The sequence below is a fragment of the Kineosporia sp. NBRC 101731 genome, from assembly GCF_030269305.1.
Taxonomy (GTDB): Bacteria; Actinomycetota; Actinomycetes; order Actinomycetales; family Kineosporiaceae; genus Kineosporia.
In genome coordinates, this window is record NZ_BSTC01000002.1 from 91,509 (window position 1) to 114,008 (window position 22,500).

The following is a 22,500-nucleotide window of genomic DNA, read 5'->3' on the forward strand; positions in this document are numbered from 1 at the left end:
CATGCCCCCGTCGCAGGAAGCCGACGTGACCGCTCTGGTGCAGCGTCTCGAAGAGCTACGCCACGATTTCCACCAGCAGCTCGTCGAACCCCGCCAGTACTGGCAACTGCACTACGGCCCGGTGCGGATCCGCCGTCGGCTCTCACCCCGCACGGTCACATCGACGTTCCTGAGCTTCTGCCTGCTCACCCTGACGAGCGGGATCGTCGCGACCTTCTTCGACAGCACGCAGGACCTCGGCGTCGCTCTGGTGGTAGCCGCCGTCTTCACCGGCGGTTCGTTCCTGATCCAAGCCTGGACCTCCCAGATCGAGGTCGAGCACGCCCTCTACACCCAGCTCTCCGACGCCCGTCAACGCGACATGCTGGAGACCTACGCCAAGGAGATGAACGCCGTCGCGGCCCGCATCGCAGCCGCCGATCCGCGGTTCTTCCCGGCGGACGGCACTGCGCCGGATCAGTAGGAGTTGTGGGCCTGGCTGAAGTTCCAGGCGCCGCAGGGAGTTCCGTAGCGCTCGGCAATGTAGTCCAGGCCCCAGCGGATCTGGGTGACGGGATTGGTCTGCCAGTCGGAGCCGGCGGAGGCCATCTTCGAGCCGGGCAGCGACTGCGGGATGCCGTAGGCACCCGAGCTGGAGTTGGTGGCCTGGTAGTTCCAGTTGCTCTCCTTGATCCAGAGCGAGTCCAGGCAGCTGAACTCGCTACTCGACCAGCCGCGGTCGGCGACCAGCAGCCGCGCCGCGGACTTGGGGTCGCGCTGCGCGTTGCGCAGGGCCTGCTCGCGGCGTTCCTGCGCGGCCTTGACCCGGGCGGCGGCCAGCTGGGCCTGGCGGTACTGGTGGAAAGCCGCCTTCGCCTTGGACGGTGAGGTCTCGCGCTGGGTCTGGCGCCGGGCCGCATCGGCCCGGGCCTGCTCGGCCTGGGCCGACGCCTCTTCCACTTCAGCGGCGCGGAGCTGTATCTCCTCGTCCGTCAGCACGAAGGCGGAGGCCGCCAGGTCGGAGTTCGCTGCGTCGGGGCCACCGAACGTGTGCTCGGCCAGGTACGACGCGCCCACACCCTGTGCACCGACCACCAAAGCCATGACGACCAGCCGGGCCGCGCCGGCCTTCCCCTTCCCCAGCAGGGGGACGGTGGGCCGGAACGGGTCCCGCGAGACCGGCAACGGCACGTCCACCCCGGCGGGCCGCCACGCACGGGCCTGCGGGAGCGGCAGGGACGCGGGGGTCGGGGCGAGAGCGTCCGGCATCAGGGAGTACGGGTTCAACGGGGAACGACGAACCGCCTCGGCGCTGCGCGACGCCGTCGGCGGCGCGGGCGGGCGGTGCCCACCGCCCGGACCCGACGGGCGCCCGTCCGCAGGACGGCTCGGACTGCTGAGACGGCTCTGATGGCTCTGATGGCTCTGATGGCTCTGATGGCTCTGATGACCGGAACGCCGCGTGGCGGCCCGAGCCTCGGCCCGCCGCAGCTCGGAGCGTTTGGGGTAGCTCCGGGGCTCCTCCAGAAGAGGTCCCGCTCCTTCGGTCACAGCCAGGCCACCGTTATCACGGAGACAACGGTGGCCTGTGAGAAAGCTGTGCACAAGTACCCCGATCAACAATCACCGAGGGCTACAGCGATGCGTCCGGGGGTGAGCCATCGGCCCGTGGCAGAGCTGATCAGAGCTGATCGGGGCCGATCGGGGCCGATCGGGGCTGATCAGAGCTGATCGGGGCCGATCAGGTACCGACGGGCAGTTCCTGGGTGCGGTCGAGCTTGCCCCGCCGGCGCGAGGCCCAGCGCCGCCAGATGCTCACCATCGCCCAGACCATGAGCACCAGCACCACCAGGATCACGACCGGCGCGAAGATGGCCAGCACGCTGACGACGACGGAGATCACGTCTTCCACCGTCGAGATCACCGGCGCCCCGAAACCGGCGGTACTGACGTTCACCACCGGGCGCACCGCGGATTTCGTCGCGTGGGTGAGCCCGGCGACGGCCACCCCGATGACCGCTCCGGCCCAAGGGTTGTCACGCATCCACTGACTGTTGTCGAGGTTCTGCGCGCTGAACGTGGCGCTGGAGATCAGGCCGCCGATGGTGGGGCGCACCAGGGTCTGCACCACGTCGTTCATGTGGTCGACCACCGGGACCTTGTCCAGCACCAGCTCGGCGACCAGCAACAGGGCCCCGATCCCGATGGCCCAGTTCGAGGTCACCCAGTCGTACTCCGTCGGCAGGGCGATCACCTCGGTGAGCCGGGCCACCATGGCGACCAGCACGAACGGGATCCACGCGTTCAGACCGGCGGCTGCGGCCAGCCCGGAACCGGTGAGAGCAGCGATCACGACAATCCTCCGACTTCACTGGCCATGTCCGGGATTCTGCCGGATCGGCAGCCCGGCGCGACCTCATCCACACCATGGCAACAGGTGCGACGAAGGGTGTCAAAGGCAACCAAATCACGTCGTCCCCGCGCAACGAAACCGGCGGGCGCTGCGTCCTGCTCCAGATCTGCGGGGCCCCTTCACATGAAGGACGACGTGGAGACTCGAGTCTCCACGTCGTCCTTCATGTCAGAGGTCGTCGAGAGAGACCAGGCCGTCCTGGATCGCCCGGGCCACCAGCGTGGCCTTGGTCGAGGCGGGCCGCCCGGTGTTCGCGTACTTGATCCGCACCCGGTCGATGTAGGTGGATACCGTGCGCGCCGAGATGCCGAGCTTCTGCCCGACGAGATCCTTGCTCTCGCAACGGAACCATTCCAGCAGCACATCGATCTCGCGAGGCGCCAGCTCGGGGCGGATCCGGCGGTTGTCCACACCCATCGCCCCGGCGAGCGACGGCGACACGTAGGGCCGCGACTCGTGGGCGGCCCGCACCGCGTCGACCAGGTGGGCCTGCCCCTCGGCCTTGGTGAGATAGGTGAAGGCACCGATCTCCAGACAGGTGAGCGCGGTGTCGCTGTCTTCGCGCATGGAGTAGACCACCACCTGCCGGCCGTGCTCGACCAGGCGGGACAGATCGGCATAGGCGGGCGCCCCACCGAGCTGGAGGTCCATCACCACCACCGGCACCGAGCGGCCCGGCTCCAGCCAGGCCACCGACAGGTCCGACCCGGCGGCGACCACCTCCACCGCGGGGCTGGCCATCACCATCCAGGCGTGCACCCCGGCCAGGATCGCCGGGTGGTCGTCCACCAGCACCACCTTCACGCCGACGTCATCAGCCTGGTCCGGGACGGCCTGATCGGCTGCGCTGTCCACGTCACCTCCACCCGAAGTCGGCGACAGAGTCGGCATCCACCGACGACGGGTCCACCCGTTCACGTCCCATCACACCGAGCCGCCCGGGCGGCGATTGATACGCATCCGGCGCTTGTCCGACCGCTTGTCCGACCGCTTGTCCGACCGCTTGTCCGACCGCTTGCCTGACGTGGACGACGGGCCGGGACGCAGAACGTCTGCGTCCGGCGACCTTGGGCAGGCTCGGGCGAAGCCACGCGCGATGCACCGGGAGTAACAACACCGGGGCATTATGGCAGCAGGGCATGCCAAAAGGGACTTTTGTCACCCCTCGGTGACGAACCCTCACACCCGGTCAGAAATTCGACCGGGCGTCCCTGACGTCGCGTCGGGCTCGACACCCGCCCCTCCCCGGGTGTCGAGCAACCCCATCCCCACCTTGATCAGGCGGAAGAGGCCGACGCTCTTGACGCGTTAAGAAGTCTGTTTCATCGCGGGTCGCGATGGTGTCCGTCAAACAGCCCACATCTGACAGCGGAGTGTGTCGACCCTGCACACCACCTTCCGTTATGACCGTTATGGGCGCGCTCCCGGTCAGCGGCGAACGGCGGGTGCGCTCGGCAGGTCCGGGTGGCCGGCAGCGACGGCCCACCACGACCGACCGGGTTCGGCAGGCCACCTTCCATGCCACCAAACCCCTGACCCACGGGGAGTTCCACGTCGCAGGGCGGCCCGGAGCCACGGCCATCCAGCCAACACGTGTCTGATACTCCGCCTTCGGGAGGATGTCCCCCCGCACCCAGGACGATCCGTCTCATACCGCAGGCTGATTCGGCGCCGGGGAAGCAACCGTACTGTTCGGGACAAGCGTCATGGAGGTGACGCCATCGCAGATCCTTTGAGGGGACCCCCGTGAACCCGAACCAACGCCGCGCCCGTACGCGCATCGCGCCCACCGCCACCGTCGTGGGTGTGACCCTGACCGCCGTGCTGGCCGGCTCCGTGGTCACCGCCGCGGGGGTCAAGGCCGCCGAGCGAGTCTCCGGCAGCCCCACCGCCGCCGCCACCACACCCCTACTCGACCTGGTCGTTCCGGTGAAGACCCAGACGGTGGCGCGGTACAAGGGCGAACCGGTCGACCTGTACGGCCTCGGCTTCTACGCCGTCGCAGCGAAGACCGTCGAGATCCGCACCCAGCGCGGCACGTCGTACAAGAACCCGATCACCACCACCCTGACGGTGGGCGAGGGCGCCGAGCAGACCACCACGCAGCTTCCCGCCGGGATCACGGCCAACCCGTCCACGTTCACCAAGTTCTTCGACGTCAAGGTGACGAACCCGGCCGGCAAGTCGGTGTTCTCGTCGAAGGTCGACTTCTGCATGAACTCCTACGAGCAGAACCGCGTCTCGGCCGACGCGGTGGCCGAGACGCCGTACCCGCAACAGTGCGGCAACCACCCCTACGCGCTCGGCGGCGTCTTCGGGCTGCCCGCGGGCTGGGCCACACCCGCCCTCGGCGACTACAGCGCCACCCCCAGCTTCAAGGGCAAGGACGGCACCTACACCCTCAAGGCCACCGTGAACGCGCAGTGGCGCAAGGCCCTGAAGATCTCCACCGCCGACGCCACCTCGACGATCAAGGTGAAGGTCAAGACGGTCAAGGAGGGCTCGGGCTACGGGGCCGCCGCGAGCCACGACATGAACCACAACCACGGCGTGAAGATGGCCGGCATCGACATGAACGCCAAGGAGCTGTCTCCGCAGCACGCCGCCCGCGAAGCCGCCCGCAAGGCCGCACTGGGTGCGCCGAACACCCCGGCGAAGACGAAACCCAGCTCCAGCCGGATCTCCTCGGCCGCGGCCGCCGACCTGCCGAAGCCCGACCTGCGCTCGCTGCCCGCCTACCAGATCGCGCTCGACACCACGAGCCGCAAGAAGAAGACCTACCTGTCGTTCGGCGCCACGGTCTGGAACGCCGGCCCCTCACCGCTCGTGGTGGACGGTTTCCGGCAGCAGGGCAAGAGCGTGCTGGACGCCTACCAGTACTTCTTCGACAAAGACGGCAAGCAGGTCGGCTACACCCCGGCCGGATCGATGCAGTGGGACCCGCGCACGGGCCACAACCACTGGCACTTCAAGGACTTCGCCTCCTACCGGCTGCTCGACTCGACCAAGAAGAAGGCCATCATCAGTGGCAAGGAAGCCTTCTGCCTGGCCCCGACCGACGCTGTCGACCTGAACGTGGAGGGTGCCCAGTGGCAGCCGGCCTCGACCGACCTCTACACCGCGTGCGGTCAGGGCAACGCGAACCTGTTGAGCATCCGCGAGGTCCTGAACACCGGCTGGGGTGACACCTACGGTCAGTACCTGCCGGGCCAGTCGTTCAACATCACCAACGTGAAGAGCGGCATCTACTACATCCAGACGATCGCCAACCCGAGCAAGAAGCTCGCCGAGTCGAACTACGCCAACAACTCGGCGCTGCGCAAGGTCAAGATCGGCGGGAAGCCGGGCGGGAAGCGCACCATCAAGGTGTACGCCTACCAGGGCATCGGCGGCTGATGCAGATCTGACCGGCCGGCCGGTCGGTCGCCGGAGCCCTGGGACGCCCCTGCGTCCCAGGGCTCCGGTCTGTGTCGACCTGCCCCGGCTGCGGGCGCGACGTAGCGTGCCAACCATGACCACCGTGGCCGACATGATCATCGACAGCCTGCACCGACTCGGCGTCCGCACGGTCTGGGGCGTCGTCGGTGACGCCCTGAACCCGCTCACCGACGCCATTCGCCGCAACCCCGACATGCGCTGGATCGGCGTGCGGCACGAAGAGGCCGGAGCCTTCGCGGCCGGTGCCCAGGCCCAGGTCTCCGGCACGCTCGGGGTGTGTATGGGCACGGTCGGCCCCGGCTCGATCCACCTGCTCAACGGCCTTTACGACGCGAAGAAATCGCAGGCCCCGGTGCTCGCCATCTGCGGTCAGGTGCCGACGCCCGAGATCGGCAGTGACTATTTCCAGGAGGTCGACAACGACCTGCTCTTCACCGACGTGGCCGCCTTCCGCGCCACGGTGACCTCGGCCGCACAGATGCCCCGGCTGCTGTCCCAGGCCGTGAACGCGGCCTACGCCGGTCCCGGTGTCGCCGTGCTCACCCTTCCCGGTGACGTCGGTGAGATGGAGATGCCCGCTGACGCGGGTCGTCCTCACTTCGTCACCGCCCGCCCGGTGCCCCATCCCGACCCCCAGGTGCTGGAGGACGCGGTTGCTCTCCTCGAGGAGGCCTCGAACGTCACGATCCTGGCGGGCATCGGGGCTGCCGCGGCCAAGGACGAACTGCTCGCCCTGGCCGGGAAGCTCGGCGCCCCGATGGTTCTCACGATCAAGGGCAAGGGCTTGGAGGAGGACAACCCGTTCGAGGTGGGCCAGAGTGGCCTGATCGGGAACCCGGCCAGCAAGACCGCTTTCGACGGCGCCGACGTGCTGCTGATGGTGGGCACGGACTTCCCGTACCCGGAGTGGCTGCCGAAGGTGCCGACGATCCAGATCGACGTGAAGGCCGAGCACATCGGCCGCCGCACACCCGTCCAGGTGGGCCTGGTCGCCGACGCCGCCGTCGGCGTCCGTTCCCTGACCGCCCGGGTGACCGCCAAACCCGGCACCGACCACCTCGACCAGGCGCGCGAGCACTACGCGGACTGGCGCGAACGGCAGCAGGCGCTGCTCGGCGGTGGGAAGGGCTCGCTGCCGGGCCGGATCCTGGCCAAGGCGCGGCGTCCCTTCGAGAACCCCTCCGGCCTGATCCGCCCCGAACTGCTCGCCGACGTCATCGACCGGGTGGCGGCAGACGACGCCGTGATCACCACCGACACCGGCATGTCCACGGTCTGGGCCTCACGGTTCCTGCGGATGCGCGGAAATCGGCAGCTGGTGGGCTCGTTCGGCCTGGGTTCGATGGCCAACGCGATGCCCCAGGCCCTCGGTGTCCAGGCACTCGACACCGGGCGCGAGGTGGTGTCCCTCTCCGGTGACGGCGGCCTGACCATGCTGCTGGGCGACCTGATCACCGCTGTCGTCGAGCAGTTGCCGGTTCGGGTGGTGGTTTTCAACAACGGACGCCTGGGCATGGTGAAGCTCGAACAGGAACAGGTGGGCCTGCCGGAGTTCGGCACGGTGCTGACCAACCCCGACCTGGCGGCCGTGGCCCTCAGCCTGGGATGGAGCAGCTGGCGCGTCGAGAAGGCCGAAGATCTGGAGGAGACCGCCCGCAAGGCCTTCGCCACCGCGGGCCCGGTCCTGCTCGACGTGCTCACGAACCCGGACGAGATCTCCCTTCCGCCCCAGGTCACGTCGGACAAGGCCTGGGGCTTCGCGATCGCCAAGGTGAAGGAGACGCTGGAGAGCCCGGCGTAAGGGCGGGATAAATCGTGACAACGAGAACATCACGAATTCATCCACGCTCCTGATTAATTCATCTCCAGATGTCAGACTGATCCGATTCGCACGGCGGAAAGTCCGCGGGGGGCATGCGACGATCAGGAAGACGAGGCGCAAGTCTCACGAGGTATCCCCCGTGCATTCGCTGAAGACTCTACTGACCGCGCCGGGCGCGCGTCGTCGCAGCCTGCTGGTCGTCGTCGGTTCCGTCTGCGTCACCCTGGGCGTGATCGTCGCGGCCGTCAGTCTCATCCGGCCCGGCTCCGACGAGCCCGGGCAGACCAACACCGCGGCGGCCTCCTACGTGCAGCCCCAGACCCCGACCAGCAACACCACCACGCAGGCATCCGTGTCGCCCGCCCCGACGAGGACCACCCAGGCACCCCGGCACACCGCGCGGGAGCAGGCCGACCAGCTCTCGCCGTCGACCCGGACGATGACCCGGACCGTCACGCAGACCCAGGATGCTCCGGCCGGTGACTCCGACACCCCGGCGAAGAAGAAGCAGCCGAAAGCCACGAAGACGGTCACCCGGACCATCGTCAAGATCGCCGGTACCGACGCCGTGCTGACCGGCCCCTCACAGATCCGGAACCAGAGCACCGGTCTCTGCCTGGACCTCGGCGGTTACGACGCGGTGGACCCGGCCACCCACACCGCTCAGTTCACCTGCAACGCCGGTGGCGCGGACAACCAGGAGTACGAGCGGCTGAAGGTCGGCAGCCAGTACTTGCTGCGCAACGTGAAGAGCGATCTGTGCGTGGACGTTCCCAACTACGGCTCCGAGCCGGCCGGGGGCGACCTGAACGTCTTCGCGTGCACGCCCGGCGACGCCGACAACCAGATGTTCCGGTTCCAGGCCAGTGGCGGCGGCTACCAGATCGTCAACGGCAAGAGCAACCTGTGCGTGGACGTCTCCACCGTGAACGGCCGGGTCAACGAACTCGACCAGCCGCTCACCATGGCGGAGTGCGGATCCACCGGTACACAGGTCTGGACGTTCGTCTGACGTTCGTGAACGAAGAACGGCGCCGGGCCCTGGGGCCCGGCGCCGTTCTTCTTCTCACGGGATTCTTACGGATTCTTTCGGACGGATCAGGAGGCGGTCTCCAGCGAGCGGCTCCCGGCGGGGACCCGCTCCAGACCGGCGACACCACGTGCGAGGCGCGGTGAGATCACCCGGTCGAGGCTGATCCGGCCGGCCCCGACGCCCGCGAGCAGCAGCGAGAAGGCGGCGAGGATGAGCACGTACTCGTAGCCGCCGTCCTGCGCGAACAGCCCGGCGTCACGGTGGGCGAACCAGAGGGCACCGAGCATGTTGCCCGCCAGGAGGATGCCAACCAGAGGCACCAGAAGGCCCGCGATCAGCAGGATTCCGCCGACGAGCTCGACCGTCATGGCGAACCAGGCCGCGGCCGTGGCCGCCGGAATCCCCATGCCATCGAAACCTGCTGCCGTAGCATCCATTCCGTTCGTGCTGAATTTCTGCCAACCATGGGCGATGAAGACCACCCCGAGGGCGACACGGGCGATGAGGATGACGACGTCACGCAGCAAAAGGGAATTCACAAGGGTCCTTTCGACCGAGGAGGGGCGCTGGACCCGACGCTGGGCAGCACCAGGCACGCCGCCGACGCGACCCGGTATCCGTCTTCGCACACCGGCCGCCAGGATCGGCGCACTCCCGTTCTAAGGCTTTTTGTCCTATTAAAAGTTGAAGCGACAATCATCGCTACCTCAACCCTGCGCTTAACAGTGGTCACGCTGTGGGATTGCTGGACCCCAGCTGGACCCCGGCTGATCCCAGGTAGACGGCCGGAACGGCGCCGAGAAGCCCGGCGCCGTTCGTCCGCAAACCTCAGGCAGTGATCCCGTCGGCCAGCTTCGGCGCCACCAGCCGATCGAGGCTGAAGCGCCCCGCACCGATCGCGGCCAGCAGCAGCGAGACCACGCCGAGCGCGAGCACGAGCTCGTAACCACCCTGGTCGACGAAGACACCGCTACCCATGTGCACGGTGGCGAACGCGCCGAGCATGTCGACGAAGAGCAACAGGGCGGCCACCGGCAGGGCGAGGCCGGCGATCAGCAGGGCGCCGCCGACCAGCTCGACGATGGCGGCGAACCACGCGCTCAGCGTCGGTGCAGGCACGCCCATCATGTCGAAAGCACCAGCGGTGGCGTCAATTCCGTTCGTACTGATCTTCTGCCAACCATGGGCGACGAAGACCACTCCGACAGCGATCCGGGCAACGAGCACGACCAGATCGCGCAGCAGGGCGTTGTTCACGACAGTCCTTTTCCATGGGTCATGGCGGCCACGGCCGATGAGGGACGCCCCGTCGCCTCCCTCGCGGCCGACCGCAGAGGGCCGTCCACCACCCTCACCCATCAAGAAACTTGAAGCAACAAATATTTAGCGTTCAACTATGAGGCCTTCGTCACTGGCCTCGTCACTGGCCTCGTCACTGGCTGATGCTGTGGTCGCCCGGGTACTTGTCCCGGCCACCGGGCAGGTCGTAGGAAGCGACGGGCAACTGCGACCGCTCCAGCAGCCGCACCAGATGGGTGTTCATCTGCCGCACCACGGGCAACGAGTTGTTGCCGTTGAGCGCCTCGATCCGCAGGCTGGCCGCCCCACCCGCATAGATCCCGTCCCGCGAGGGGTAACGCATCTCGTGCAGCGTCACCAGGTTGTCCTTCGCGTCCTGCCCCAGAAGATCCACCGCGCTGAGCAGCTCGCCGTACGACATCTGGATGCCCGCGGTGCCACGCACCGTCAGCAGCTGATCGTGCAGCTGGGTCATGCGGGTCGCCACCCGCTGCAGGTCGGCCACCTCCGGGCTCAGGTCGGGCAGTCGCGGATAGGCCGGATAGTCCAGGTCGGGGCAGCGGTTGTGGCAGCCCCGCAGTCGCGCGGCGTTAGCCCGGCTGATCTCGTCGATCTCCCGTTCGACCCCGGCCAACCGGCGGTTGTAGGTCTGGATCGCCGCCCGGACCCGCTTCATGGCCGGCAGATAGCGCCGCTCCCCCGAGAAGAACGCAGCCCGGGCCTCCATCAGCACCTCGAGCTGGGGCAGCAACTCGGCCTGGCTCCGTTCCAGCTCAGAGGCCTGCTGCTGGGCCGGTGTCAGGTCGGTCCCCAGCGCTCCGGTCAGCCGGAACGCCCCCAGACCCAGTCCGGTCACCACGACCAGCCCGATCCCGGCGACCCAGACCCCCCGGCGCCGCGTGCTGCGATGCCGGTTACGGCGCACGGTCTTCGGCGTCAGGATCTCCTGAATGTGCACCTGCCGGGGAAACGAGACCTCGGACATCGGCCGCGGGGACGGCAGCCGGCGCACCGACGGCGGTTCACCCGGCCGGGGAGCCCGGGCGCCGCACGCCTCGCAGAAGTTCAGCCGGTTCAGCGGTCGGGAACACGCCGGACAGGTCAGGGTCGTCACACCCACGCAGGGCCCCCGTACACAGAAGAGGTCGGTCCAGATCTCTTCGGCAGGTGAGGGCGGCGGGTCAAGAGCGAGGCGGCACGGGAGCGAAGTGATCTCGATCGGGATCAGCTGATCTCCTACGAGATCACCTGACCCTTTGCGAGATCACCCGCTGACACCCCGGGCGGACCGCCGATGATGATCTCGGTGGCGATGCGGGTCAGTTCGACCCGCAGGGTCTCGGGCTCGGCCTGGGAGAAAGGGTCGCCGGGGATGGCCTCGCGCAGGGTCACGATGCCGGCGAAGGTCGAGAACAGCAGGCCCGCGCGCACCCGGGCCCTGGAGACGTCTTCTGCGGTGGGATCTTTCCAGCCACCCTGCTGCGCGATCTTGTCAGCCATGTAGGTGATCACCGCGCCGAGGGTCTGGTGACGCAGTTCGGCGGTGCGCGAGTCGGTGCCCTGGTCGCGCAGCATCACCAGCAGCGGGTGCTTGCCCACAGTTCTAGAACGCCGGGGAGGTTCTGCATGATCACGACGGGTGAAGGTTGTGGTCGCTACCGGGCCGTTCCGCCTTTCCGCCGGGACATAATGGCCACAGGACGACGGCCAGAGATCCGGAGGACGACGATGGGCCGCTACCGGCGGGATCTGGACATGGCGCAGCAGCGGCTGATTCACCCTCCCGCACTCCTGTCCGTCGTCGGCGGGGTCGAATACCTACAGGTCGGCACGGGACCGCCGGTGCTGGTGCTGCACGGGAACAACGGCGGCTGGGACCAGGCCGTCGACTGGGCCGGCCGGCGGATCCCGGCCGGGTTCGGGGTGATCGCGGTCTCCCGGTACGGCTATCTCGGGTCCGCCCTGCCCGCGGACGCCACCACCGCCGGCCAGGCCGACGACCTCGCCCGCCTACTCGACCACCTGGGCCACGACCGGGTCGACGTGGTGTCGCTGTCGGCCGGGTCCACCGCCGCCGTTCGCCTGGCCCTGCGCCATCCGGACCGGGTGCGACGGCTGGTGCTCGAATCCCCCGTTCTACCCGCCGTACGACCGCTGCGCCTGCCGCCCACCCCGGCGCTGCGCCTGCTGCTGCGCACCGAGTGGCCCACCTGGCTGACCTCAACGCGGCCCGAGATCGTAGCCCGGGCCGGGGGTGTCGCGTGGAAGAAGCTCGACACCGATGCCCGCCACGAGCTGCGGCAGATCATGGAGACCCTGCTACCCGTACGGTCCCGCCGGGCCGGGATGCTCTTCGACAACGCCGTCACCGCCCCCGAGATGCTGCGCGACGAGCTGGCTTGGGAGCAACTCGCCGCCCCCACTCTCGTCCTCACCGCCGAGGACTCACCGTTGCCGAAACCCGCTGACGCAGAGGCAATCGCACGGCGTCTGCCGCAAGGACGACTCGAGGTCCAGCCATCGGGCGGGCACCTGCTCCTGGGCAATGTGCCGAGGCTGCAGGCGCTGCTGCGCGACTTCCTGAGGTGATTCCCGGGAGCCGTCCCTCAGGCCCGGGCCACCAGGACGAGCCCCACCAGCATCACACCGGTGAGCCGGTATCCGGCGATCAGTGCCGCATGCAGCGGCAGCGCACCCTGCGCCAGATCGGTCAGGGCCACCCGGGACAGCACCTGCCGTACCGGGAACCACCGGCCCGCCACCGGAACCGCCCGCCCCTGCATCAACCGCGCGGCCACCAGACCTCCGAGCAGCGCCTGGACCAGGAGAACTATCTCGAACACGAACCAAACCTCTGTGAATCTCAAAATGATTGCCTCACAAAAGACCTCGACAATGATGGCCTGAGATCCATTCACCCCCAGACATTCTCCCGATCCAACGAAGTGAGACGTGACCCTACCGTGACATGATCACCACCCCCCGGGTCGCAGAGGTCACTCACCGTGCCCGAAAGGGGCTCCCAGCAGGGCGGTCTTCCCTCGGTTCCATCTGAGGCCAGGCCGGTTAAGAGGTATCGATCACACGCCGGACCGACCCACCGTGATCGTCCCCGAGCGCTCCGGAGCCGACGTCGGGCATGATGACGGCGTGCGCACCGTCACCGATGCCGAACGCCGCTCCCGCCTGGCCGTCCGGCACGCCCTGGCCCCCGGCTTCCAGGTCGACTCGCCCGAGGCGGTCACCGAGGCCCTGACCGTGCTGCACGCCACCGAGCCACCGTCGCCCTACCTGTCCTGCCGGGCCCGGATGCCCTCGCCGCAGACCGCCGACCTCGACCGGGCCCTCTACGACGACCGCACGCTGGTGAAACAGCTGGCCATGCGCCGCACCCTGTTCGTGTTCCCCCGCGACCTGCTGCCCGCGGCGTGGCCGAGCATCTCGGCGCGGGTGGCGGCCACCGAGCGCGCCCGGATGGTGCGTGACGTGGTGCGGACCGGGCTGACCGCCGACGGTGACGCCTGGCTCGACGCCGCCCGTGAGCAGGTGCTCGCCGTGCTCGCCTCCGCCCCGGAAGGCCTGCAGGCGGCCCAGATCCGCGAGTCCGTGCCCCACCTCGCGGTGAAGGTGACGGCGTCGCCGGGCGAGATCTGGTCCGGACCACGGGTGCTCACCCAGCTCGGGGCGAGCGGGGAGATCGTGCGGGGCCGCAACGCCGGCCGCTGGGCCACGTCGCGGCCGCGGTGGACGCTGACCGGGCACTGGCTGGGCGAGGCCGCACCGGCGATGAGCCCGGCCGAGGGATACCGGCACCTGGTGCGCCGCTGGCTCTTCTCGTTCGGCCCGGGCACCGAGGCCGACCTGGTCTGGTGGCTGGGCTCGACCAAGACGGTGGTGCGCAAGGCCCTGCTCGAGCTCGGGGCGGTGTCCGTGGCCCTGGAAGACGGCTCACCGGCCTGGCTCCTGCCCGACGACCTCGACGAGGTGCCCGATCCCGGCCCCTGGACCGCGCTGCTGCCGGTGCTCGACCCGACCGTGATGGGCTGGCAGGGCCGCGGCTTCTACCTCGGACCCCACAAGGAGCGGCTGTTCGACACCCGCGGCAATGCCGGTACGAGCGCCTGGGTGAACGGCCGGATGGTCGGCTGCTGGGTCCAGGACGAGTCCGGCCGGGTCGAGGTGCGGCTGGTGGAAGACGTTCCGCCGGCGGCGAGAAAGGCGCTCGACGTCGAGGCCTCCCGGCTGACCGCCTGGATGGACGGCGTGCAGATCCGCACCGTGTACAAGTCGCCGGCGATGAAGTGACCGGATCAGCCACCTTCATCACTTCATACAGCCACGGGCTCCCTCGACCGCGAGGAGCGTTTCCGGCTCGCAGGTTCCGGTGATCGTCACGGCCGGCGCACCCGGCACCGCCTTGACCACCCCCGCACTGAAGCCGGTCACGGCCAGGGCCCCCAGGCCCAGCCCGGCCACCGCGGTCCCCACGCGCCTGCCCACAGAAGTACTCACGTAAGGATGAGATGCACGCAAGGGCAGATTAGATCGTCCAAGTTCACGTGACCCCGGTCACACATTGATGTTTCCGTCGGCAACGAGGGCTAAACGGACGCTAATTCCGCGATGGAGGCCGTGGCCCCGCGAGGCACCGACGTAGCTGTATACAGTGCTTCAGCAGCACGACACCTGACCGTTAAGCCACGCTGCGGATTCGGACGGCCGTTCAGAAATAGCCAGGTCAAAGCGCCTTTTTCCGCTGTTAGTGTCACCGCCGTGAAACCCGGTGCACAGAATTCATCGAAAACCGCCCGTCGTCGGACCGCAGCCGTAGCCGGCGCGACCGCCGTACTGGTGGTCGGCGCCTCGGCCAGTGCCGTCTACGCCTGGCCCCACCGAGGCGAGCGGCACACATCGGGAAGAACGACCTCCGTGAGCGCCACCACGACGGCGACCGCGACCGCAGCGGCGACCGCGTCGTCCTCCGCGACCGCCACGGCCACGGCGGCTCCCGCGGAAACCACTACCAGCAAGGCGACGACGACCGCGACGGCGACCACGTCGTCCTCCGGCACCGCGAAGACCTCGGGCGACGTGATCGCCAACCTCTTCGAGTGGAACTGGACCTCGGTGGCCAAGGAATGCACCACGGTGCTGGGCCCGAACGGGTACGGCGGCGTGCAGGTCGCCCCGCCGCAGGACTCCCTCAAGCTCAACGGCAGTGCGCACGCCTGGTGGGAGGTGTACCAGCCGGCTGGTTACGACCTGAACAGCCGGATGGGTAGCGAGGCCCAGTTCAAGAGCATGGTGACAGCCTGCCGCGACGCCGGCGTCAAGGTCTACGTCGACGCGGTCATCAACCACATGTCCGGTCACGACATGACCAATGCGAAGTCGTACAGCGGCAACTCCTACACCTCCACGAACTACCCGGGTCTCTACAGCGCCGACGACTTCCACCAGGCGAGCGAGTGCCCCACCTCCTCCGGCACCGTCGAGGACTACGACAACGTCACGCAGGTGCACTTCTGCCGGCTGTCGAACCTGGAAGACCTGAAGACCGAGAGCACCTACGTGCGCGGCGCGATCGACACCTACCTGAACAAGCTGCTCGGGTACGGGGTCTCGGGCTTCCGGGTGGACGCCGCCAAGCACATCCCGCTCGCCGATATGAAGGCGATCATCGACGGGCTGGACCAGACGGTCGACGGCACCGACCCGTACGTGGCGCTCGAGGTGTTCGGCGGCAAGGGTGAGCTGTCGCAGGCCTCCTACGCGGAGCTCGGTTCGGTGCTCGGCCTGGACGCCTCGGTACAGCTGAAGAAGGCCTTCGCCGGGAACATCTCGTCGCTGAAGACCTTCGGCGACTACCTGATCCCCTCGAGCAAGTCGCTGACGTTCGTGATGAACCACGACACCGACCGCAGCGGCGACTCGATCAGCTACAAGGACGCCAAGACCGACCGCCTGGCCACGCAGTTCATCCTGGCCAACGACTACGGCACGGCGCAGGTGTACTCCTCGTTCGCCTGGTCGGCCAAGGACGACGCTCCCCCGTCGAGCAGCAACGGCATGGTGACCGACACCGACTGCAGCAGCTCGGCCTGGAACTGCCTCGACCGCGACCAGGGCGTGCTCGGCATGGTCACCTTCCGTAACACCGTGGGCAGCGCCGCGGTGAAGAACTGGTCGGACGACGGCGCCAACCTGATCGGCTTCAGCCGGGGCGCCAAGGGCTGGACCGCCCTGAACAACGGCACGTCGGCCAAGACCCAGACCTTCCAGACCGGTCTGGCCGCCGGCACCTACACCGACCTGATCACCGACGGCACCACCGTCAAGGTCGGCTCGGACGGTAAGGCGTCGGTCACGGTGCCCGCGCGGGGTGCGGTCGCCATCACGGTGGACACCCTTCAGTAACGGGCAACCTCGATACTCCGGCCCTGGCCGCCCCAGGGTCGGAACACTTCACCGCCCGTCCGTCCTCCCTCCGGTGGACGGGCGGGCGGTGATGTTTCTGCCGGGTCTCCATGGTGGACGTCCGCACGGGCAGTTCCCGCGCCGGTCCACCTTTCGTACGTCTCGAGCCAGCCGGGCGGCGCGGTCCCGGCCCAGGCCACATAGCCGTCCGGGCGGACGAGCACGGCCGGGCCGTCATCGGTGCGACGCACCTGGGTGACCGACGGGGCACCGGCGACCGGGACGTCCTCTGCTCGAAGAATTAACACCCAGCGGCCGTTCCGCTGAATCTCGGTCAGACGCTCACCGGCCAGCGGGATCTGCGCGGCGCGGGTGCCGACCAGCGGGCTCTCACCCTTGCCCCGGGCGTACCGCAGACCGGTGCCGGCGAAACTCCCGGCGATCAGGTCACGGACGAACGGGATCGAAAGAGCGCACGGAACCACGGCATTACGGACGAGGCGCGCGGGTCGGGGTCGGATTGTCGCCGCCCGGAGCATCGCCCCGGACTGGAAGAGCACCCGGCGCCCGATGGGGTGGCGCTCGGACTGGTAGGTGTCGAGCACGGCGTCGGGAGCTCCGGACAGCACGGCATCGATCTTCCAGGCCAGGTTGGCGGCGTCCTGCACCCCGGTGTTCAGACCCTGCCCACCGATCGGCGAGTGCACGTGGGCAGCGTCTCCGGCGAGGAACACCCGGCCCTGCCGGTAGCTAGGCACCTGGCGTTCCTCGCTGTGGAAGCGCGAGTTCCAGCCGATCTCGACCACGCCGACGTCCCGTTTCATCTCGCGGTTCAGCACCCGCTCCACCTCCCCCTCGCCGACCGGGACGGTGTCATCGACCTGATGGCCGCGGTCCCAGGTCATCGCCCGGAACCAGCTGCCGTCGGGGTCGTGCCGGCCGTAGGGCGCGAGGAAGGCGAAACCGTCAGCGGTGCTGCCCAGTTGCAGACCTCCGTCGGAAGGACCACGGCTCAGCTTCACGTCGGCCAGCACGACCGAGCTCAGCACCGACCGGCCGGGGAAGGGCAGGTCGAGCAGGCGCCGCCCGGTGCTGTGCGCACCGTCGGCGGCGATCACGTAGCGGGCCCGGAGAACCTGCTCGTGCGAAGGGTCCTCGTCGTCCTTGGGCCGGGCGGTCACGATCACGCCATCAGCTTCCGGCCGCAGGCCCACCACCTCGATCCCGCGCCGCACCTGCGCCCCTTGCCCGACGGCGTAGCGCCCGAGTGCCGCGTCGACGTTGGTCTGCGGGGTGATCAGCGCGAACGGGTACCGCGAGGGAAGTTTCGACAGGTCGAGCCGCGCCCGGCCGAAGATGTCCACGCCCGGGGTGGTGGTGCCGAGCTCCAGCAGACCGTCGGCCAGGCCGCGACTGTCGAGCACCTCCAGCGTCCGGGCCATCACGGCGAAGGCCCGGCTGGAGGGATTGATCTGTGGCCAGCGCTCCAGCACGGTCACGGTGCGGCCCAGGCGGGCGAGGTCACCGGCGGCGGTCAGGCCGACGGGACCGCCACCGATGACCAGGACGTCGACGTCCGGTGCGGACATGAGCTCCTCCAGTCGTTCAACAAGCGTTGAATTGACCATAGACCTCGCCGCACGGATGTCAACAGGTGTTGAATGCAGAGGTGAGCTCAGTACGCCCCCGGGACGCCGAGGTGACGAAGGCGGTCATCCTCGGTGCGGCCCGTCTCCAGTTCGGGCAGCACGGCTTCGACCGCACCACGATCCGGTCGGTCGCCTCGGCGGCGGGTGTCGACCCGGCGCTGGTCATGCACTACTTCCGCACGAAGAACGGGCTGTTCGAGGCGGCCGCCACGCTCGACGTGGACCTGCCCGACCTGACCGGCGTGCCGCCCGGTCAGGTCGCGGCTGTGCTGGTGCCGGTGTTCGTCAAGCTGTGGGGGCCCGACGGGCCGCTGCTACCGCTGCTGCGGGCCGCCACGTCGAACCCGGCCGCGCGCGACATGCTGATCGCGATCTTCGCCGAGAAGGTGGCACCGGCCCTGGGTCCCCTGACCCCGGACCGCGCCCAGGAACGGGCCGCGCTGATCGGCTCACACCTCATCGGGGTGGCCGTGGCGCGGCACATCATCGGCCTGCCGGTGCTGGAGGCGATGGACGACGAGACGCTGATCGCCTGGCTGGGGCCGGTTTTCAAGCACTACCTGACGGATCCTAAGCCTGCTTGAGCGCCCGGGCCACGCCGTTCAGCCGCAGGTTGGTGGCGCCCCGCAGGTGCCGCACGTCCATCTCGCCGTCGTCGCGGTAGGTGAGGAAGGCGACCTGCTCGGTCCAGTCGAGCAGGGTGCGGCCGCCCTCGCCGGGCAGCTCGTACAGCTCGATCGTGGCCAGGGCCGTCCAGGCGGGAACATGGTTCACGCTGGTCTCGTAGACGTAGAGGAGCCGCCGGCCGGGCTGGAGGTCGATCCAGCGTGAGCGGTTCTCGATCTGCTCCTGCGCGCCGTCCATCATGGCGAAGGTGGCGAGAGCCCGCTCGGTGCCGCCGACCCGGAAGTCGAAGGTGTACTCCGCATCGTGGCCGGGCATCTTGAACCAGAGGCGGCGCAGGGAGTCGTCGGAGAAGAGCCGGTAGACCGTCTCCGGCGGAGCCTCGAGCTCGCGGGAGACGGTGAAGGTGTGGTGCCTGACAGCGCTGACCGCCGTGTCCATGGCTGCCATCACACCATGGTGACGGCAGCCCGGACAACGAGTTCTTAGCGGCCGCGCGTCTTGCTCTGGTAGTTCACGGGACCCGGCAGGTCCACGGAGTGCCGCTTGCTGCGCGAGTTCCAGGACCAGCGCCCGATGTGCCAGGTCTTGCTGGTGCCGCTCTTGGAGACGTTCAGGCGCAGGAACGGGAGCAAGTTGATCCGCTTGCGGAACGTGAAAGGCATGTCTTTCTCTCCCTCGGCTGCTCAGAGGGCCCCGGTACGGCCCGATACGACCACCATTGGGCCAACCTGACACCTTCGCAAGCCGAGCCGATCATGAACTCGCCAGGCCGACCCGGTAACCGCCACCCGTGGAGAACTGCACGGCGACCGAGAAGCGGTCGGCGCGCACCAGCGTCCGTCGGTACTCGGCCGGGCCGTTCGGGCCCTGGGTGCGCCGCTCGATCGCGAAAGCCGCTGTCTCCGGGCCAATTCCGAGCAGATCGCGCTCGGCCGGGGAGGGCAGCACGGCGTGGATGGTCTCTTCGCCCCCGCCCAGACGTACCCCGCACCGGCGCTCCAGCTCCCGGTAGACCGCGGTGTGCGTGAAATCGGCCTCCAGCAATGGTTCGGCCAGATCGGCGGGCAACCAGACCCGGTCGAGTGCCAAGGGCTCGGCATCGGCCAACCGGACCCGTTCGAGATAGAACAGGCGGGTGGACGCGGAGAGCGACAGCCGGGCGGCGACCTCAGGGTCGGTGCGCACCTCCAGAGCCCGCACGATGCTGCGCTGCTCCAGCCCTTCGGCCTCGACCGAGGCGAAGAGGCTGTAGAGAGCGCCCAGCGGCTGGGTGATGCGGCGGGTGCCCTCGGCGACACGGGGACGCCGCCCTCGGCCGGCGATCACCACGCCCTCGTCGCGCAGTCGGCGCAGGGCCTCACGCACCGTGTGACGGCTCACGTCGTAGGCCTCGACCAGTGCCATCTCGCCCGGGAAGCCCTCGGTGAACTGGCCGTCGTTGAGGCGCTTTCGCAGATCTGCGTGCACCTGGGCCCAGAGGGGCAGCGGGTCGGCCCGATCGATCGCCGCCGCCCAGGCGCTGGTGCCAGAGTCAACCGTCACGTCGTACCGCTCTCCATTGCCACTCCAACCGGCCGCGCCTTAATGTACGGACATTCGGATGTACCGGCAATATGCAGGAGAGTGCAGCCCGTGATCCAGGTGGACGTGATCGAGACCAGCGAGCTGGGCGACCGCAGCTACATCGCCCACGACGGCACCAGCGCCGTCGTCGTCGACCCGCAGCGCGATATCGACCGCGTGCTGGGCCTGCTCGGGAACCGGAACCTGACCTGTGTCCTCGTGCTCGAGACCCACATCCACAACGACTACGTCACCGGCGGCCACGAGCTGGCCCGCCGCACCGGCGCGGTGTACGGGGTGAACGCCGCCGACGACGTGTCGTTCGAGCGGCGCCCCCTGCGCGACGGCGACCTCCTGGACGCGGGTTCCCTGCGAGTGCGGGTCATCTCGACGCCCGGGCACACCGACACGCACCTGGCCTACGTGGTGGAGGACGGTTCGTCCGCGCCCGTCGTGTTCACCGGTGGGTCGCTGCTCTTCGGCAGCGTGGGCCGCACCGACCTGGTCGACCCGGCGCGCACGCACGAGCTCACCCACGCGCAGTACCGCTCGGCCCACCGGCTGGCCCACGAACTGACCGACGAGACCCAGGTGATGCCGACCCACGGGTTCGGCAGCTTCTGCTCGGCGAGTGCGAACGTCGGCGGTGCGTCCAGCACCATCGGTGACCAGAAGCGGCAGAACGACGCGCTGCTGGAGACCGACGAGACCGCGTTCGTGGAACGCCTGGTGGCCGGGCTGACGGTCTACCCGTCGTACTACGCGCACATGGGCGTGCGGAACCGGCAGGGGCCGGGCCCGGTCGACCTGACCACGCCGCAACTGACCGAGCCGGACGAGCTGCACCGGCGGCTGCTGAACGGCGAGTGGGTCGTCGATCTGCGTGACCGCACCGCCTACGCCGCCGGGCACGTCCCGGGCACCGTCAGCATCGATCTGGGCGGGCAGTTCAGCACCTATCTGGGCTGGCTCATGCCCTGGGGTGCGGAGCTCACGCTGATCGGTGAGAGCGTCGATCAGATCGAGGAGGCCCGGCGCCAGCTCGTGCGCATCGGGATCGACGAGCTCGACGCCGCCCTGGTGGGCACCCCGGCCGAACTGATGGGCGAGAGCGGCCGGCCCGCGAGCTACCGCAAGGCCTCCTTCGCCGACCTGGCCGAGGTTCTCGGGCAGCCCGGCGAGGTGGTGCTCGACGTGCGCCGCGACGACGAACGGGCGGCGAGCCACCTGCCGGGCTCGGCCCACGCGCCCCTGCACCGGCTCCTGACCAGCCTCGACACCCTGCCCGAGGGCCGGCTCTGGGTGCACTGCGTCAGTGGGTACCGCTCGGCCATTGCGGCCAGCCTGCTGCAGCGCGCCGGGCGTGAGGTGGTCTGGATCGCCGACGACTACACGAACGCGGCCGGGCTGCGCTAACTCTCGGCCGCTCTAGCTCTCGGCGGCGCTGGTGATGCAGATGAGGTTTCCGCAGGTGTCGTCCAGCACCGCCATGACCATCGGCCCCATCTGTGTCGGCTCCTGGGTGAACACCACACCCTGACCCTTCAGCCGCTCGTACTCGGCGTGGCAGTTCGTCACGGCGAAACTGGTGAACGGGATGCCGTCGGCGACCAAGGCACTCTTGAACGGCTGGACCGCGGCGTGCCGGGAGGGCTCGAGCAGCAGCTCGACGCCGTTCTCGTCACCGGCCGAGGTGACGGTCAGCCAGCGGTCCTCCCCCAGGGGCACATCGTTCTTCAGCACGAAGCCGAGCTTCCCGGTGTAGAAATCGAGGGCCTTCTGCTGGTCGTCGACGAACACACTGGTGATGTGGATGCGCATGACCGGTCACACTATGCAGTCGGTGATCATGCTTCAAGCACGTCCGAGGGCATAGTTGCCGTTCGCGCTGCCCTCCGGGTCGATGCGCTTCATCACCTGGGCCGCCAGACCGAGCACGGCCGGGTCGCTCCAGGCCCCGGATTCCTCCAGCCCCGCGATCAGCGTTTCCTTGTCCTGCTCGGGCTCGGCGATGTACTGCTCGAGCGCCCCCTGCGCGTCCGGACGCCCCTCCAGCCGAGAGCGCAGCGCGGTGTGCAGGCTGGCGAAGTCGTCTTCCACCGCACCCAGCATGGTGCTGGACTCAGTCTTGGACTCCCCGGCCACGATGGCCGTCAGGATCAGCGACAACGGTTCCATGATCACCCTCTGTATGCGTCGATATGCGTTCTGGCTCAGCCATTCTTTGCCCTGAACGGCTGGTGCGCACGTCGGGCCCGGG

24 protein-coding genes are annotated in these 22,500 nt (G+C 68.7%); 9 read left to right on the forward strand and 15 right to left on the reverse strand.

The annotated features are described in order from the left end of the window. Nucleotide 1: 1 nt before the first annotated feature. Complete coding sequence (locus tag QSK05_RS07595) at nt 2-463, forward strand: hypothetical protein (RefSeq protein ID WP_285595375.1); 462 nt, start codon at nt 2-4, stop codon at nt 461-463. Here QSK05_RS07595 and QSK05_RS07600 read toward each other — a convergent pair. The 3 genes from QSK05_RS07600 to QSK05_RS07610 form a co-directional block, all read right to left on the reverse strand. Then, the gene (locus QSK05_RS07600) at nt 457-1,266 is read right to left on the reverse strand and encodes an aggregation-promoting factor C-terminal-like domain-containing protein (protein ID WP_285595377.1); all 810 of its coding nucleotides are present in this window, start codon (nt 1,264-1,266) and stop codon (nt 457-459) included. The genes QSK05_RS07595 and QSK05_RS07600 overlap by 7 nt on opposite strands. A gap of 454 nt (nt 1,267-1,720) precedes the next feature. Further along, nucleotides 1,721-2,332 carry a DUF4126 domain-containing protein gene (locus tag QSK05_RS07605; RefSeq protein WP_285595378.1) on the reverse strand — a complete coding sequence of 204 codons (612 nt, stop codon included), beginning with the start codon at nt 2,330-2,332 and terminating at the stop codon, nt 1,721-1,723. A gap of 228 nt (nt 2,333-2,560) precedes the next feature. Next, nucleotides 2,561-3,190 (reverse strand): response regulator, encoded by a 630-nt coding sequence (locus QSK05_RS07610; RefSeq protein ID WP_502879744.1) that lies wholly within the window; start codon nt 3,188-3,190, stop codon nt 2,561-2,563. A 948-nt stretch (nt 3,191-4,138) separates the two neighbouring features. On the opposite strand from QSK05_RS07610, the gene QSK05_RS07615 reads away from it, so the two are divergent. The 3 genes from QSK05_RS07615 to QSK05_RS07625 all read left to right on the forward strand — a co-directional run bounded on the left by QSK05_RS07615 (nt 4,139) and on the right by QSK05_RS07625 (nt 8,664). Beyond that, nucleotides 4,139-5,788, forward strand: coding sequence for a lysyl oxidase family protein (locus tag QSK05_RS07615; protein ID WP_285595381.1), 1,650 nt, complete (start codon nt 4,139-4,141; stop codon nt 5,786-5,788). Nucleotides 5,789-5,903: 115 nt separating this feature from the next. After that, nucleotides 5,904-7,631, forward strand: coding sequence for a thiamine pyrophosphate-dependent enzyme (locus tag QSK05_RS07620; RefSeq protein ID WP_285595383.1), 1,728 nt, complete (start codon nt 5,904-5,906; stop codon nt 7,629-7,631). Nucleotides 7,632-7,791: 160 nt separating this feature from the next. Next, a complete protein-coding gene (locus tag QSK05_RS07625) occupies nt 7,792-8,664 on the forward strand; it encodes an RICIN domain-containing protein (RefSeq protein WP_285595386.1) in 873 nt (290 codons plus the stop codon). 86 nt (nt 8,665-8,750) lie between these two features. Here QSK05_RS07625 and QSK05_RS07630 read toward each other — a convergent pair whose 3' ends face one another. From QSK05_RS07630 to QSK05_RS07645, 4 genes are all read right to left on the reverse strand, one after another. Next, nucleotides 8,751-9,314, reverse strand: a complete 564-nt coding sequence (locus tag QSK05_RS07630; RefSeq protein WP_352300399.1) for a DoxX family protein — start codon at nt 9,312-9,314, stop codon at nt 8,751-8,753. 199 nt (nt 9,315-9,513) lie between these two features. Next, complete coding sequence (locus tag QSK05_RS07635; RefSeq protein ID WP_285595390.1) at nt 9,514-9,942, reverse strand: DoxX family protein; 429 nt, start codon at nt 9,940-9,942, stop codon at nt 9,514-9,516. Nucleotides 9,943-10,117: 175 nt separating this feature from the next. After that, a complete protein-coding gene (locus QSK05_RS07640; RefSeq protein WP_285595392.1) occupies nt 10,118-11,104 on the reverse strand; it encodes a hypothetical protein in 987 nt (328 codons plus the stop codon). Nucleotides 11,105-11,220: 116 nt separating this feature from the next. Then, nucleotides 11,221-11,583 (reverse strand): hypothetical protein, encoded by a 363-nt coding sequence (locus QSK05_RS07645; protein ID WP_285595394.1) that lies wholly within the window; start codon nt 11,581-11,583, stop codon nt 11,221-11,223. Between the two features lie 129 nt (nt 11,584-11,712). Between QSK05_RS07645 and QSK05_RS07650 the strand changes: the two genes are divergently transcribed. Next, nucleotides 11,713-12,573: an alpha/beta fold hydrolase gene (locus tag QSK05_RS07650; protein ID WP_285595396.1), complete on the forward strand. Its 861-nt coding sequence runs from the start codon at nt 11,713-11,715 to the stop codon at nt 12,571-12,573. 17 nt (nt 12,574-12,590) lie between these two features. Here QSK05_RS07650 and QSK05_RS07655 read toward each other — a convergent pair whose 3' ends face one another. Beyond that, a complete protein-coding gene (locus tag QSK05_RS07655; RefSeq protein ID WP_285595398.1) occupies nt 12,591-12,827 on the reverse strand; it encodes a hypothetical protein in 237 nt (78 codons plus the stop codon). A gap of 307 nt (nt 12,828-13,134) precedes the next feature. Here QSK05_RS07655 and QSK05_RS07660 point away from each other — a divergent pair, with 307 nt between their 5' ends. Continuing rightward, nucleotides 13,135-14,289, forward strand: a complete 1,155-nt coding sequence (locus QSK05_RS07660; RefSeq protein ID WP_352300679.1) for a winged helix DNA-binding domain-containing protein — start codon at nt 13,135-13,137, stop codon at nt 14,287-14,289. A gap of 18 nt (nt 14,290-14,307) precedes the next feature. On the opposite strand, the gene QSK05_RS07665 is transcribed toward QSK05_RS07660, so the two are convergent. After that, entirely contained in the window at nt 14,308-14,496 is a 189-nt protein-coding gene (locus QSK05_RS07665) for a hypothetical protein (RefSeq protein WP_285595401.1), read from the reverse strand. A gap of 417 nt (nt 14,497-14,913) precedes the next feature. Here QSK05_RS07665 and QSK05_RS07670 point away from each other — a divergent pair, with 417 nt between their 5' ends. Continuing rightward, nucleotides 14,914-16,401 (forward strand): alpha-amylase, encoded by a 1,488-nt coding sequence (locus QSK05_RS07670; RefSeq protein ID WP_285595403.1) that lies wholly within the window; start codon nt 14,914-14,916, stop codon nt 16,399-16,401. Here QSK05_RS07670 and QSK05_RS07675 read toward each other — a convergent pair. Continuing rightward, nucleotides 16,395-17,990, reverse strand: a complete 1,596-nt coding sequence (locus QSK05_RS07675) for an FAD-dependent oxidoreductase (RefSeq protein WP_285595404.1) — start codon at nt 17,988-17,990, stop codon at nt 16,395-16,397. The two genes, QSK05_RS07670 and QSK05_RS07675, sit on opposite strands and share 7 nt — an antisense overlap. Before the next feature lie 80 nt (nt 17,991-18,070). On the opposite strand from QSK05_RS07675, the gene QSK05_RS07680 reads away from it, so the two are divergent. After that, nucleotides 18,071-18,634 carry a TetR/AcrR family transcriptional regulator gene (locus QSK05_RS07680; RefSeq protein ID WP_285595406.1) on the forward strand — a complete coding sequence of 188 codons (564 nt, stop codon included), beginning with the start codon at nt 18,071-18,073 and terminating at the stop codon, nt 18,632-18,634. Here the strand turns inward: QSK05_RS07680 and QSK05_RS07685 are convergent. From QSK05_RS07685 to QSK05_RS07695, 3 genes are all read right to left on the reverse strand, one after another. Continuing rightward, the gene (locus QSK05_RS07685; RefSeq protein ID WP_285595408.1) at nt 18,621-19,124 is read right to left on the reverse strand and encodes an SRPBCC family protein; all 504 of its coding nucleotides are present in this window, start codon (nt 19,122-19,124) and stop codon (nt 18,621-18,623) included. The genes QSK05_RS07680 and QSK05_RS07685 overlap by 14 nt on opposite strands. A 35-nt stretch (nt 19,125-19,159) precedes the next feature. After that, complete coding sequence (locus tag QSK05_RS07690; RefSeq protein ID WP_285595410.1) at nt 19,160-19,339, reverse strand: DUF4236 domain-containing protein; 180 nt, start codon at nt 19,337-19,339, stop codon at nt 19,160-19,162. A gap of 91 nt (nt 19,340-19,430) precedes the next feature. Further along, complete coding sequence (locus QSK05_RS07695; RefSeq protein ID WP_352300682.1) at nt 19,431-20,144, reverse strand: GntR family transcriptional regulator; 714 nt, start codon at nt 20,142-20,144, stop codon at nt 19,431-19,433. Between the two features lie 165 nt (nt 20,145-20,309). Here QSK05_RS07695 and QSK05_RS07700 point away from each other — a divergent pair, with 165 nt between their 5' ends. Continuing rightward, nucleotides 20,310-21,656, forward strand: a complete 1,347-nt coding sequence (locus tag QSK05_RS07700; protein ID WP_285595415.1) for an MBL fold metallo-hydrolase — start codon at nt 20,310-20,312, stop codon at nt 21,654-21,656. 12 nt (nt 21,657-21,668) lie between these two features. On the opposite strand, the gene QSK05_RS07705 is transcribed toward QSK05_RS07700, so the two are convergent. Continuing rightward, a complete protein-coding gene (locus QSK05_RS07705; protein ID WP_285595416.1) occupies nt 21,669-22,061 on the reverse strand; it encodes a VOC family protein in 393 nt (130 codons plus the stop codon). A gap of 33 nt (nt 22,062-22,094) precedes the next feature. After that, nucleotides 22,095-22,418: a hypothetical protein gene (locus QSK05_RS07710; RefSeq protein ID WP_285595418.1), complete on the reverse strand. Its 324-nt coding sequence runs from the start codon at nt 22,416-22,418 to the stop codon at nt 22,095-22,097. Nucleotides 22,419-22,500 lie beyond the last annotated feature (82 nt).